Raw genomic sequence first — 13,119 nt, 5'->3', positions numbered from 1 at the left:
GTTCGGGTGAGTTACAAGCGCGGCCTTGCCGTTGTCTCCGGATGCGTGATCGCGGCCCTGGTTTCATTCGCCGCAACCTGGCCACGTTTCAATCCCAAACCCGCTCCCGCTGGCGCACCCGTCGCCGGCGCGCCGGCTTCCTCGTCGGCGCCTTCACTGGGCGTCGATCTGCCGGGAATGGCCAGTCAAAATCCGCTTTCATGGTCCCATCTCACCGGGGCGGAGCACGTCGCGCTCGCGCCGTTCGCGACCCAGTGGGACACGTTCAGCGATGCACGCAAACGCAAATGGATCAAGATCGCATCGCGTTACGCGAAGATGTCGCCTGAAGCACAAAAAAGACTCCACGAGCAGATGACCGAATGGACCCGCATGACGGCAGAGCAACGGCGTGTCGCGCGGGAAAACTACCAGGCGTCGAAAGAATTGCCGCGCGAGGCGCGTCAAAACGCCTGGAAGACCTATCAGCAATTGCCTGAAGAACAGAAGCAGCGGCTGGCGGCGAGCGAGCACAAGCGCCGCCCGACCGTGGTCAGCGCGCCGCCGAGCGGCAAATCCGAAGTCAGGGACATCGACCGGCTCGTGAACGGGCGCGGTGCGAGCGGCGCCGCTGCGGCATCGGCTACGGGCGCTTCGTTGCCCGCGCCCGCCGCACTGCCGCCGGGCACGACGCCCGCCGGCAGCTTCGTCCCCGCGACGCCGACGCCGGTTTCGCCCGCCGAAGCGCCGTCGATCTTCAACGGCTCCTGAACCTTCTCCGAACGACCGACGATCCGTGTCCAGCCCGACTACTACCGCCGACCTGACTCCCGATCGTCCGACGCCCGCGCCGACCGTGCGCCGTCGCCTCGCGACGATGCTCTACGAAGGCGTGATCCTGTTTGGCATTGTGTTTATCGCGGCCTACCTGTTCAGCACGCTGACGCAGCAACGTAACGGCCTCACGCACCACAACGTGCTTGCCGCCTGGGTGGGCTTTGTCGTCGGTGTCTATTTCGTCTGGTTCTGGACGCACGGCGGCCAGACGCTGCCGATGAAAACCTGGCGCCTGCGCCTCGTCGGCGCCGACGGTGCCCCTGTGTCGCCACTGCGCGCGATCGTGCGCTACATGCTCGCGTGGCTGTGGTTCCTGCCGCCACTCGCGCTGCATCCGCTGCTGGGTCTCGCCGTGCCGCAGACGCTCGTTATCGCGGCCATCTGGTTCGTGCTGTGGGCCGCCACCGGTCGTTTCGGCGCGAGCCGCCAGTTCCTGCACGACCGGCTCGCCGGCACGCGGATCGTCGAAATCACGCGTTAGGTGCGCGCATCCGCGCGCCCCGGATAGCGTATCAACGCTTCTCCGTCCCGCCTTCTGACGCCGGCCGCTGCGCTGGCGTCGTGATCGCGTTCTTGCGGCCGCTGAGTCGCGCGAGCATCGTTTGCGGATTCATACGCGTCTGCTGCAGAAACACCGCGACCACGATGATCAGCCCTTTCATCACGAGCTGCGTGTTGCTGTCGATGTTGTTGAGCAGCAGGATGTTGCCGAGAAAGCCGAAGATCAGCACGCCGGCAACCGTCCCGGCGATACGTCCCACACCACCCATCAGGCTGGTGCCGCCGATTACCACCGCCGCGATCGCGTCGAGTTCCCAGCCGACGCCCGCGTCCGCCTTGCCCTGCCGGTATTGCGCCGCATACAGCACGCCGACGAGCGCCGACAGCATCCCGGAGATCGCATACGCGGCAATCTTGTTGCGATCGACCCTGAGGCCGGAAATGCGCGCGCATTTCTCGTTGCCGCCAATCGCATAGAGGTATTTGCCGAACACGGTCCGGTTCAGCACGAAGTCGGCAAGCAACGCGATCACGATGAAAAAGAGCGCGGGCACCGGCACCACGCCGAACAGCAGCGCGCGCAGGATCTCGATGTCAGTCGTCGCGTTGCTGCCACTGTAGATCGAATAAACGGCCGTGTCCTGTCCCGCCACGAGGCGCGCCACACCCATCACGCCCACCATCGCGGCCAGCGTGACGATGAACGGCTGCATCCGTCCGCGCGTGATGATCCAGCCATTCAACGCGCCGATGGCGAGGCCCGCGAGCGGCACCATCCACAGGACCGTCCACAGCGATACCTTCACCGGCAGTTGATGCCACGCGTACGCACACGCGAGCAGCGCACACACGAGCGCAACGGCCACACGCAGGCCGTTATGCTGCACGTGAACGCCCGCCCCTTTCACACGCGTACGTCGCGCCAGCAATCCGCCGGCACCGCAGACAATGATGAAGATGCTCACTGCGTCCAGCCCGAGCGCCGTCCACGACGCGGTGTTCGAGCCTGGCGTCGTCAGCAGGATTGCGGTCAGCACGCTGCCGAATCCCATCACCGAGCCGACCGACAGGTCGATCCCGGCGGTAATGATCACCAGCGTCATGCCAACCGACATCACGCCGACGTTCGCGACCTGGCGGAATACGTCCGAGAAATTCGCCGCCGACAGAAAGATGTTGCTGCCGTCCGCGGCATGCGGCGAGGTCAACGCACCCAGCGCGATCAGCACGATCAGCCCCAGGTAGTATTTGACGTTCGTGAGCCACGCGCGCAGGCGTTGTTGCCGGGAGTCGGGCAACGCATCGAGGGCCGGCTGATGGGTCGGCTTGTGGGCCGGTTCGTTCGCTTTCAGCATGTTCTCTGTCTCCGGATCGATCAGGGCGAGGCCAGCTTCACGAGCTGTTCGGCGGAAAACGCTTCACGCTCCAGCACGCCGGCCGCACGCCCTTCACACAGCACCAGAATGCGGTCGCACATCAGCATCAGCTCGTCGATCTCCGAGCTCGCGACGACGACCGTCAGGCCGGCGCGCGCCGCCTGCAGGATCTGGCTGTAGATTTCGGATTTGGCCGCTACGTCGACACCGCGCGTGGGCTCGTCGAGCAGCAGGATGTCAGGTTGCGTCATCAGCCACTTGCCGATGATGAGCTTCTGCTGGTTGCCGCCCGAGAGCGTCGTGACCGTCTGCGTGACGGCGCCACATTTCACGTTCGACGACTTCGCCTGCGCCGTCACGCGCCGCGCAATCGCGCGGCGCCTGTAGAACGGAAAGCCCTCGACGCGCGCAAGGCTCGGCAGCACGAAGTTCGCTTCCACCGAATGCTCGGGCAGGAGGCCATCTTTCTTGCGGTCTTCGGTGACGAACGCGACGCCGGCATCGACCGCGGCCGCGGGCGTCGCGAATGCGCGTCGCGAAGGGCCGATTTCGATGGTGCCTTCCACGCGATACGCTGACACACCGAAGAGGGTTTCCAGAATCTCCGTCTTGCCCGCGCCGAGCAGCCCTGAAAGACCGAACACCTCGCCATGGCGCACCGCGAACGACACATGATCGACAACCGGACGATGTTCGCCGCGCAGCGTCAGATCGCGCACCGCAATCATCGTATCGGCGGCGCTCTGCAGTTCGCCCGCTTCGCGATGCGGTGCGACGAAGTTCTTGCCGATCATCATCGAGACGAGCTGTTCGGCGGATTCGACGCGACCGATCGGCAGCGTCGCGATATGCCGGCCGTCGCGCAGCACGGTGACGCGATCGGCGAGGTCGAAGACTTCCTGCAGGCGGTGGCTGATCAGGACGATGCCCATGCCGCGCTCGCGCAGTTCGCGCACGAGAACGGACAGCGCCTGCGTTTCGGTGTCGGAGAGCGCGGACGTCGGCTCGTCCATGATCAGCACGCGCGCGTCGGCGAGCAGCGCCTTCGCGATTTCGATCAGCTGCTTTTCGCCGATGCGCAACGGCCCGACGAGCGCATCCGGCGACGGTCTGAAGCCGAGTTGTGCGAGCACTTCACGCGCCTTCGCACGCATCGCGGCGTGGTTGGGAAAGCCGAAGCGCGTTGTGATTTCCTTGCCGAGAAAAAGGTTGTCGACCACCGAAAGACTGTCGACGAGATTCAGTTCCTGGTGAATGATCGCGATGCCGGCGTCCATCGCGTCGGCGCTGGTTCTGAATGCGACGGGCGCGCCCGCGACAGCGATCGTCCCGGCATCCGGCAAGTACAGGCCGCCGAGGATCTTCATGAGGCTCGACTTGCCCGCACCGTTTTCGCCGACGAGTGCGTGGACCTCGCCCGCCGCGATATCGAAGTCGACGTCGGTGAGCGCCGCGCTGCCGCTGAACGCGATCGAAATTCGCGATGCCGCCACAAGCGGCGCCGCCGCGCCGTCGTATGAAAGCGGCGGCGCGGCGTGTTGCGCTTCGCGCGCGGTGTGACTGGCTGCTGCGTGTTGCGTCATGAAAGCCGTTCGCCTGGTCGGTTCAGTCAGGTCAGCGTTGCGAAGCGTGCGCGCCGTGGCAAGGCACGGCGCGCACGGCCCGTGCCTTCATCAGGTGCCGACAAACTGCTTCGCGTTCTCCGCGAAAATGCCCTGTGTCGGAAGGATGACCTTCTTCGGGATCTTTTCTCCGCCCAGCATCTTGAGCGCCTGACGCAGGCCTTCCGCGCCCGGCGTCGGGTACACGAACGTCGCCGTCAGAATGCCCTTTTCGACCCACACAGCGCCTTCGTTCGGCAAACCGTCCGCGCCGACGAACTTGATCTTCTTCTCGACGCCCGCGTCCTTCGCGGCGAGATACGCGCCGTACGCCATCGGATCGTTGTGCGCGAACACCACGTCGACCTGCGGATTCACGCGCAACACGGTCTTCATGTAGTCGTACGCCTTGTCCTGCTTCCAGTCGCAGTCCACGCGCTGGCCGACGATCTTGAGCCCTTTTTCCTTGCCGACGAATTCCATTGCACCGTCGTGCCGGTCGTGCGAAGCCTGCGCGCCAAAACCGCCCCACACTTCGACGATATTGCCTTTCGCCGCGCCCGGGCCGCCCGTCGTCTTGACGATGAATTCGCCGATGCCCTTGCCGATCAGCGTGTTGTCGCCGCCGACAAACTGCGTGTACGCATCGCCGTTCACGGTCCGGTCGAGCACGAACACGGGAATGCCCGCCTTGTACGCTTTTTCGACCACGCCCGTGAGCCCCGCCGACTCCTTCGGCGAGATGAAGATCACGTCCATCTTCTGCGCGATGAAGTTTTCCATGTCGGCGTTCTGCTTGTCGGTGCGATCGTTGGCGTCGGCGATCACGAGGTCGACGTTCGGATGCTTCGCGGCTTCGGCCTTCATGTCCTTGTTGAACTGGACGCGCCACGGTTCGACCGTGGTCACCTGCGAGAACCCGAAGCGATATTTCTTGCCTTGGGCCTGGACGTATCCAGCCTTCATCACGAGTCCGGCAAACGGGGCCGTGACAAGTGCACCAGTAATCAAGCGACGGTTGCGGTTCATCGACTGTCTCCTTTATTTGCGCATTCCGTGATGCGCGGTTGTATGCCTTTCTCTGTTGCGGCTAGTCCTTTTGCTGCATGAAAACTGAAACGTTCCACGCGGTTTCAGCGTGTGATTGCGGCCTGCCCGCGCTGCAGCGCGGGCACTTCGTCAGGCAGGCGTGCCGTGCTCTCGCGCACCAGCAGCTCTGCCTTGAAAGTCAGATGCGCGGGCTCGCCCCGCTCCCCGTTCAGGAGCTTCAGCATCAATTGCCAGATCGCGTGCCCGATCGCTTCGACGGGCTGGCGGATCGAACTCAGATAGGGGCGCAACACCGACATCCACGGCGCGTCATCGAACGAAAGCAGTGAGATGTCCTCCGGCAGGCGCAGATTCGCATCCCGAACCGCCCGCAACGCGCCGAGCGTCGTCACGTTGCCCGCCGCGAAGAGCGCCGTGGGACGCACGGCGGCGCTCAGCACGTCGAGCGTCGACGCATGGATTTCAGCGGCCGTCATACCGCATTCGACGACCTGAACGAAACTGTCGAGCCCCGCGCGGCGCATCGCGTCGATATAGCCGTCCGCGCGTTCCCTCGAATTCACGAGATCGAGCGTGTTGACGAGAAACGCGATGCGTCTGTGACCCAGCGCGACGAGATGTGCGGTGCCGTCGAGCGACGCGCCGTGGCTGTCGGTCGTGACGGTGTTCGCGGGAAACGTTTCGTCGACGCGATCGGCCATCACGAGCGGCACGTTGCACTCGCGCGCTTCCTTGATCGCATGCTCATAGCCCCGGCACGGAATGATGATCATGCCCGCCACCTGGCGCGACATCACAAAGCGGATGCGTTCCATTTCGCGCGCCGGATCTTCGTCGGCGTGCGCCATGATCAGCTGGTAGCCGTGTTCGAGCGCGTGGTTTTCGAGCGCACGTGCGATATCGACGAAGAACTGGTTCGTGAGGTCCGGCAGCACGAAGCCGATCGAACTCGGCCGGCCGCGCCGCAGGTCCGCTGCGATGCCGTTGCGGCGATAGCCAAGCTGGCGGGCGGCGTCCCATACGCGCTGTGCCCGCGCCTCGGAAACCCCGGGCACACCGGACAGCACCTTCGATGCCGTACCGACCGACACCTCGGCGGCATTGGCAACGTCGCGCAGCGTGGGAAGCACCCTGTTGACCTCGCGCATGGATTTCGTGACCCGGTGGACCAACGGGAATTGAAACGTTTCAGAGGATATGCAATCGATTACATGACTGCAAGGCAAGCCCACCTGGGGCTTTCCCGACGCGGCGTTTTCTCGCCGCAATGCACAACGGAAGCGCTGCGCGCGTCATCGGGGTTGCACAGGCATGAATCCGTGTCGCCGTAATAAGAACTTCTCGTGACTGTCACGGCACCGACACACGCCGATGGCCGAATGCACGTACCGCAACCCGACGCGTGAGCCATGGACAACCAGACGTCCGCGACTTCCCTCTTCCGCCAGACCGGCCCCGGCGTCGACCCCGTCGCTTTCGGACCGGGCGCCCTTCCAGGCAACGCCCTTCCGCTGTCCCATCCATCCTCGATGCCGGTGCCCGGCACAGGTCATCACGACGACGACCACGACGCGCAGCATCGCTACCGCACGATCTGGCTCTCGGATATCCATCTGGGTTCGAGCGGGTGTCAGGCGCCGTACCTGCTGGATTTTCTGCGGCATAACGAATCGGAATACCTGTACCTCGTCGGCGACATCATCGACGGCTGGCAGTTGAAGAAAGGCTGGTACTGGCCGCAGGCGCACAACGACGTCGTGCAGAAGATCCTGCGCAAGGCGAGAAAAGGCACACAGGTCGTCTACGTGCCCGGCAATCACGACGAAGGCGCGCGGCAGTTCTGCGATCTCGCGTTTGGCGACATCCACGTTCGCGGCGAAGCGTTTCACACGACGCTCGCCGGCAAACGCCTGTGGATCACGCACGGCGACCTGTTCGACGGCGTGATCCAGCACGCGAAATGGCTCGCCTATCTTGGCGACTCGCTCTACACGCTGATCCTGCTGCTGAACCGCTGGTTCAACCGTATCCGCAGCCGGCTCGGCTTCCAGTACTGGTCGCTCTCGCAATACCTGAAGCATCAGGTGAAAAACGCGGTGAACTTCATCTCGTCGTTCGAGCGTGTGATGACCGACGAAGCGCGCCGCCGCGGCTGCGACGGCGTTGTCTGCGGGCACATCCACAAGGCCGAGATCCGCGACATCGACGGTGTGCTGTATTGCAACGACGGCGACTGGGTCGAGAGTCTGTCGGCGCTCGTCGAAACCCTCGAGGGCGAACTCAAGGTGATCTACTGGACCGTCATGCGCTCGCCGGAGGCAAGCACGCACAAGGCGCGGGCCACCGCCGCCTGAACCGCATCACGTTTAAACCTGCTGAACACGCGTCATTCCTTCACCTTACCTGGGTCACAACGATGAAGATCATGATCGTCACCGATGCATGGGAACCGCAGGTCAACGGCGTGGTTCGCACGCTGAAGAACACGACGCGCGAACTGACCGCGCTCGGCCACCGCGTCGATCTGCTGACGCCGCTCGAATTCCGCACGATTCCGTGCCCCACCTATCCCGAGATCCGTCTGTCACTGCTGCCGAAAAAGCGCCTGCGCCAACGTATCGACGAATTCGCGCCCGACGCACTGCATATCGCCACGGAAGGCCCGCTTGGTCTCGCGGCGCGCGCGTATGCGATCCAGCACAAGCTGCCGTTCACGACCGCGTATCACACGCGTTTTCCTGAATACGTGCAGGCGCGTTTCGGCATTCCGCTCTCCGCCACGTACAAATTCCTGCACTGGTTTCACAAGCCGTCGCTTGCCGTGATGGCGCCGACGCCCGTGGTGAAAGCGGACCTCGAAAAATTCGGCTTCACGAACGTCGTGCTGTGGACGCGCGGGGTCGATCTCGACATCTTTCATCAAATGGATTCGAAGGTGCTCAACACCGCGCGACCGATCTTTCTGTACGTCGGGCGCGTGGCGGTCGAGAAAAACGTCGAGGCGTTTCTGAAGCTCGATCTGCCAGGCTCGAAATGGGTCGCGGGTGAAGGCCCCGCACTCGCCGAACTGAAGTCGCGTTATCCGGCCGTGAACTATCTGGGCGTGCTGACGCAGGCCGAACTCGCGAAGGTCTACGCCGCCGCCGATGTCTTCGTGTTCCCGAGCCGCACCGACACGTTCGGGCTCGTGCTGCTCGAAGCGCTCGCCTGCGGCACGCCGGTCGCGGCCTACCCGGTGACCGGCCCGATCGACGTGCTCGGCGACGGCGGCGCCGGTGCGATGAACGAAGACCTGCACGAGGCGTGTCTCGAAGCGCTGAAGATCGATCGCAACCGTGCGCGCGCGTGGGCGGAACGTTTCTCGTGGGGCGCTGCATCCGAGCAGTTTGCCGCTCACCTGAAACCGCTGCCGCGCACATCGTTCAGCGAGGAAAGTGCCGCCGCATGACGCCGCGCGCAGAACCCACCATGCATGCGCGAGCGTCCACTGGCCGGCGTCCGTCCGCGGACGCGCTGCGCGCGCCGCGTGACGCGGCGCGCCCCCATTCCGCCGATGCCGCCGATACACGCAATACCGGCAACGCAGCCAGCACAGGCGGTATCGATCCTTTCGACGACGATCCACACCCAGAGGCAAACGAAATAGATACGCACAGCGGCGCACCCGGCGAGCCGCTCAGCCCCGACGATCCACTCGCGCCGCTGCCGTTCAACCCGTATAAAGGCAATCGCGGACTCACGCGCGCGTGGCACGCGATGAAGAATTCGCTCGCCGGCTTCCAGGTCGCGATCCGCGAGGAAAGCGCGTTTCGCCAGGAACTGACGCTCGCGGCGATCCTGCTGCCGATCGGTCTGATCGTGCCGGTCGAGCCCGTTGCACGCGTGCTGCTGCTCGGCTCCGTGCTGCTGGTCCTGATCGTCGAACTGCTGAATTCCAGCGTCGAGGCCGCCATCGACCGCATCTCGCTCGAACGACACGAACTGTCGCGCCGCGCGAAGGATCTTGGCAGCGCCGCCGTGATGGTCGCGCTGGTGATGTGTCTGATGACGTGGGGGCTGGTGCTGACGCCGCTCGTCATCCGCTGGATCGACACGTGGCGCTGAACTTCCCAAAGCGCATCCTGACTGCGTCCTGATGCGTCACCTGAATGTCGCCCGGCACATGGCCGCGCGGGCGCCCTGGTCGAATTACGTCCGGTTTATAATCTGACGATCAATTCTGACAATACCAACCGTCCGGGTGGATTCCGCTGCAGATGTTGCCGCGCACCAACCCGGCCAACCAGGGCCGGACGATATGGAAGCCAAACCTCCCCGCCGCACCCGCGAACGGATTCTCGAGCTTTCTTTAAAGCTCTTCAACGAAATCGGCGAGCCGAACGTTACCACGACAACAATCGCCGAGGAAATGGAGATCAGTCCAGGCAACCTGTACTACCACTTCCGCAACAAAGACGACATCATCAACAGCATCTTCAGCCAGTTCGAGCAGGAGATCGAAAAGCGTCTGCGTTTCCCCGACGATCATCGCGCGACGATCGACGAAATGTGGTCGTATTTGCAGTACATGATCGATTTCACATGGCGTTATCGCTTCCTGTATCGCGACCTGAACGACCTGCTCGCGCGTAACCGCACGCTCGAGACGCACTTCAAGCAGATCATCAGCCACAAGGTGCGCTTCGCGAGCCAGTTCTGCGAGCAGCTGGTCACGGACGGCGAAATGGTCGCGACGCCCGACGAACTGCACGTGATCGCAACCAATATCGGCGTGATCGCAACCTACTGGCTGTCGTATCAGTTCGTGATGAATCCGCGCAAATACAACGAGCAGGAAGCGATCCGCGTCGAGCTGCATCAGGTCAGCGTGCAGATCATCTCGCTCATGGCGCCTTATCTGCGTGGACGCTCGCGTCAGATCTTCGACGATCTCGTATCAGGCAAGCTGCCAAAGCGCGAGTTTTACGATTACCTTCCGCCCAAGGACGGGGCCGCGCCGCGCACCGAATCGAAGGACAGTTGAGCATGAAAGCAGTGTGTGTCTATTGCGGGTCCTCGGATGGAGCCCGCCCTCTTTACGCCGAAGCCGCCAGGGCGTTCGGCCGCGCACTCGTCAAGGCCGACCTCGCGCTCGTATATGGCGGCGGCAAGGTCGGTCTGATGGGCGTGATCGCGAACGAAGTGATGGCCGCTGGCGGCCGTGCAATCGGCGTCATTCCCGAATTGCTGGTGAACAAGGAAGTCGGCCACGACGGGCTGACGGAACTGCACGTCGTGCCCGACATGCATCAGCGCAAGAAAATGATGGCCGATCTCTCCGACGCGTTCGTCGCGATGCCAGGCGGCGCCGGCACACTCGAAGAACTGTTCGAGGTCTTCACCTGGGCGCAGCTTGGCTATCACCAGAAGCCGGTGGCCGTGCTCAACATCGACGGCTTCTACGACCCGCTCGTGTCGCTGCTGCGTCATACCGTCGACGAAGGTTTCATGCAGCAGAAGTACTTCGACATTCTGCAGATCGACGCCAATCCCGAAGCGCTGATCGGCAAGCTGCAGCGCTACCAGCCGCCGGTCGCCGACAAGTGGGCGCAAAACCGCGAGAACGTCTGAGCATCTGACTCAACGCCTGCGGGCATTTTTCCGGGTTTCTGCCATGACCAAAGTCGTTCTGATCACAGGTGCAAGCCGCGGCATCGGACGCGCCACCGCGCGGCTTCTGGGTGCGCGTGGCTGGTCTGTCGGCGTGAACTACGCGCACAACGAGGCGGCCGCGCGTGAAACCGCAGCGGAAGTCGGCCGCGCCGGTGGCCACGCGCGAGTGATTCCTGGCGATGTCGCCGATGAAAGCGCGGTCATTGCGATGTTCGATTCGCTCGTCCACGCATTCGGACGCATCGATGCCGTGGTCAATAACGCAGGTATCGTCGCGCCTTCGATGCAGGTCGCCGATATGGACGCCGATCGGCTCAGACGGGTGTTCGACGTCAACGTGCTGGGCGCGTTTCTGGTCGCGCGCGAAGCCGCACGCCGGATGGCAAAAGATCGCGGCGGCGACGGCGGCGTGATCGTGAACGTGTCGTCGGCGGCGTCGCGGCTTGGCTCGCCGAACGAATACGTCGACTACGCCAGTTCGAAAGGCGCAGTCGACACGATGACGATTGGTCTTGCGAAAGAACTGGGCCCGCAGGGCGTGCGCGTGAATGCGGTGCGCCCTGGCTTGATCGACACCGAGATCCACGCAAGCGGCGGTCGCCCGGATCGCGCTGCAGTGCTCGGCGCGCAAACGCCACTGGGCCGCGCGGGTAGCGCAGACGAAGTGGCCGAAGCGATCGTGTGGTTGTTAAGCGATGCGGCTTCGTACGTGAACGGCGCGTTGCTGGACGTCAGCGCCGGGCGATAAGCCAGCGGCTGAACGCCGCCGTGCCTGAAATGCGGATCAGGCGAATTCCAGCACGATGCGGCGCGTACGCGCACTCTTCTTTTCCAGCTTCGCCACACGCAGCGCGCCGATCTCCTGCGTGTTGCGCACATGCGTGCCGCCGCACGGCTGAAGGTCCACGTTTTCGATGCGCAACAGACGCACGCGCCCGAGGCCCATCGGCGGCTTCACGCTCATCGTGCGAACGAGGTCCGGGCGCTGCTCCATTTCTTCGTCCGTGATCCACTGCGTCGACACGCCGTGCGCGCCGCCGACGAGTTCGGCAAGACGTTTCTCGATCATCTCGCGTTCGATCGGCTCGACCGTCGCCAGGTCGAGGCGCGCGTATTCGCTCGTGATGCTGCAGCCATCCACCGGATACGGCAACACCGCGCAGATCAGATGGCTCGCGGTGTGCAGACGCATGTGACGGTAGCGACGCTCCCAGTCGATGGCCGCCGTGACGCGTGCGCCCGGCTGAAAGCGCGCAAGCAGCGCGTCCTGATCCGGCGCGGGTACGTGCACGGCGTCGTCGGGCGTGGCGCCTTCGAATTTTGCCTTGCGCGTATCCGCAATAACCAGACGCGTGCCGTCAGCCAGCGTCAACGTGCCGGCGTCGCCCGCCTGACCGCCGCCGAGCGGATAGAAGACCGTCTGGTCGAGATGAATGCCCTGCTCATCCATCGCGGTGATCGTGGCGTCGCATTGCGTGAGATAGGCATCGTCGCGAAAGAGCGCGCGCGTGGTCATGGGGAATCCTTCGTTGTTCGGCGAAAAATCATTATGCCAGGCAGGCTGGCGAGCCGGAAGCCTGCCTGCGCATCGTAACCAGCCGGACTGTACCGGTCGTTCAGACAGGCCAGCTTGCCTGCCCGATGCGGATGACGCCAGAATTGCCGGCGCGTTGCAGCGCGCCCCGAACGCGCGCTCAACCGGGGCGGTTGCGCATCCAGTCAGCCGTTTCGAAGAACGAGTGCAGGAGTCGCTCGCGCAGCGCTTCCGGCAGGCCGATGTCTTCCATTGCAGCGGCCATGCAGCGCAGCCACTGGTCGCGTTCATCCGAAGCGATCGCGAACGGCAGGTGCCGCGCGCGCAGACGCGGGTGTCCGAAGCGGCTGATGTAATGGTCCGGGCCGCCCAGCCAGCCACACAGGAACCAGAAGAACTTGTCGCGCGAGCCTTCGAGCGTCGGCGGATGAAGCGCGCGGATGCCGGCGAACTCGGGTTCGAGGTCCATCAGGTCATAAAAGCGGTCGATGAGTTCGCGCACGCCCGTCTCGCCGCCCACGAGTTCGAAGGCCGTGGTCTGTGCGGGTGCTTCGTCGATCGGATCAGTCATACGTAGAAACAGAAGGAA

At 63.8% G+C, this 13,119-nt stretch carries 14 protein-coding genes; 8 read left to right on the top strand and 6 right to left on the bottom strand.

The window, feature by feature from the left end; genetic code table 11:
* Nucleotides 1-6 precede the first annotated feature (6 nt).
* Together LPA36_RS03970 and LPA36_RS03965 are read left to right on the top strand one after the other, a co-directional pair.
* On the top strand, nucleotides 7-750 hold the full coding sequence (locus LPA36_RS03970; RefSeq protein WP_228874831.1) for a DUF3106 domain-containing protein: 744 nt from the start codon (nucleotides 7-9) through the stop codon (nucleotides 748-750).
* Between the two features lie 25 nt (nucleotides 751-775).
* Nucleotides 776-1,297, top strand: a complete 522-nt coding sequence (locus LPA36_RS03965; RefSeq protein ID WP_228874830.1) for an RDD family protein — start codon at nucleotides 776-778, stop codon at nucleotides 1,295-1,297.
* 31 nt (nucleotides 1,298-1,328) lie between these two features.
* On the opposite strand, the gene LPA36_RS03960 is transcribed toward LPA36_RS03965, so the two are convergent.
* From LPA36_RS03960 to LPA36_RS03945, 4 genes are all read right to left on the bottom strand, one after another.
* Complete coding sequence (locus LPA36_RS03960; RefSeq protein ID WP_228874829.1) at nucleotides 1,329-2,672, bottom strand: ABC transporter permease; 1,344 nt, start codon at nucleotides 2,670-2,672, stop codon at nucleotides 1,329-1,331.
* A gap of 20 nt (nucleotides 2,673-2,692) precedes the next feature.
* Complete coding sequence (locus tag LPA36_RS03955) at nucleotides 2,693-4,276, bottom strand: sugar ABC transporter ATP-binding protein (protein WP_228874828.1); 1,584 nt, start codon at nucleotides 4,274-4,276, stop codon at nucleotides 2,693-2,695.
* A 90-nt stretch (nucleotides 4,277-4,366) separates the two neighbouring features.
* Nucleotides 4,367-5,323: a substrate-binding domain-containing protein gene (locus LPA36_RS03950; protein WP_228874827.1), complete on the bottom strand. Its 957-nt coding sequence runs from the start codon at nucleotides 5,321-5,323 to the stop codon at nucleotides 4,367-4,369.
* Nucleotides 5,324-5,427: 104 nt separating this feature from the next.
* Nucleotides 5,428-6,492 carry a LacI family DNA-binding transcriptional regulator gene (locus LPA36_RS03945; protein ID WP_228874826.1) on the bottom strand — a complete coding sequence of 355 codons (1,065 nt, stop codon included), beginning with the start codon at nucleotides 6,490-6,492 and terminating at the stop codon, nucleotides 5,428-5,430.
* Between the two features lie 261 nt (nucleotides 6,493-6,753).
* On the opposite strand from LPA36_RS03945, the gene LPA36_RS03940 reads away from it, so the two are divergent.
* From LPA36_RS03940 to LPA36_RS03915, 6 genes are all read left to right on the top strand, one after another.
* Nucleotides 6,754-7,698, top strand: a complete 945-nt coding sequence (locus LPA36_RS03940) for a UDP-2,3-diacylglucosamine diphosphatase (protein ID WP_228874825.1) — start codon at nucleotides 6,754-6,756, stop codon at nucleotides 7,696-7,698.
* A 62-nt stretch (nucleotides 7,699-7,760) separates the two neighbouring features.
* The gene (locus LPA36_RS03935; RefSeq protein ID WP_228874824.1) at nucleotides 7,761-8,792 is read left to right on the top strand and encodes a glycosyltransferase family 4 protein; all 1,032 of its coding nucleotides are present in this window, start codon (nucleotides 7,761-7,763) and stop codon (nucleotides 8,790-8,792) included.
* Between the two features lie 20 nt (nucleotides 8,793-8,812).
* Nucleotides 8,813-9,448 carry a diacylglycerol kinase gene (locus LPA36_RS03930; protein WP_407674211.1) on the top strand — a complete coding sequence of 212 codons (636 nt, stop codon included), beginning with the start codon at nucleotides 8,813-8,815 and terminating at the stop codon, nucleotides 9,446-9,448.
* Nucleotides 9,449-9,641: 193 nt separating this feature from the next.
* Nucleotides 9,642-10,367: a TetR/AcrR family transcriptional regulator gene (locus LPA36_RS03925; RefSeq protein ID WP_228874822.1), complete on the top strand. Its 726-nt coding sequence runs from the start codon at nucleotides 9,642-9,644 to the stop codon at nucleotides 10,365-10,367.
* Nucleotides 10,368-10,369: 2 nt separating this feature from the next.
* Nucleotides 10,370-10,954, top strand: a complete 585-nt coding sequence (locus LPA36_RS03920) for an LOG family protein (RefSeq protein ID WP_228874821.1) — start codon at nucleotides 10,370-10,372, stop codon at nucleotides 10,952-10,954.
* A 43-nt stretch (nucleotides 10,955-10,997) separates the two neighbouring features.
* Nucleotides 10,998-11,744: an SDR family oxidoreductase gene (locus LPA36_RS03915; RefSeq protein ID WP_228874820.1), complete on the top strand. Its 747-nt coding sequence runs from the start codon at nucleotides 10,998-11,000 to the stop codon at nucleotides 11,742-11,744.
* Nucleotides 11,745-11,780: 36 nt separating this feature from the next.
* On the opposite strand, the gene LPA36_RS03910 is transcribed toward LPA36_RS03915, so the two are convergent.
* Together LPA36_RS03910 and LPA36_RS03905 are read right to left on the bottom strand one after the other, a co-directional pair.
* On the bottom strand, nucleotides 11,781-12,512 hold the full coding sequence (locus LPA36_RS03910; protein ID WP_228874819.1) for an alanyl-tRNA editing protein: 732 nt from the start codon (nucleotides 12,510-12,512) through the stop codon (nucleotides 11,781-11,783).
* 178 nt (nucleotides 12,513-12,690) lie between these two features.
* Nucleotides 12,691-13,101 (bottom strand): group II truncated hemoglobin, encoded by a 411-nt coding sequence (locus LPA36_RS03905; RefSeq protein ID WP_228874818.1) that lies wholly within the window; start codon nucleotides 13,099-13,101, stop codon nucleotides 12,691-12,693.
* Nucleotides 13,102-13,119 lie beyond the last annotated feature (18 nt).

The organism is Paraburkholderia saeva (assembly GCF_907164555.1).
GTDB classification, from domain to species: domain Bacteria; phylum Pseudomonadota; class Gammaproteobacteria; order Burkholderiales; family Burkholderiaceae; genus Paraburkholderia; species Paraburkholderia saeva.
The sequence above is the reverse complement of the archived record's forward strand: the minus strand, read 5'-3'. Positions and strand labels throughout refer to the sequence as shown.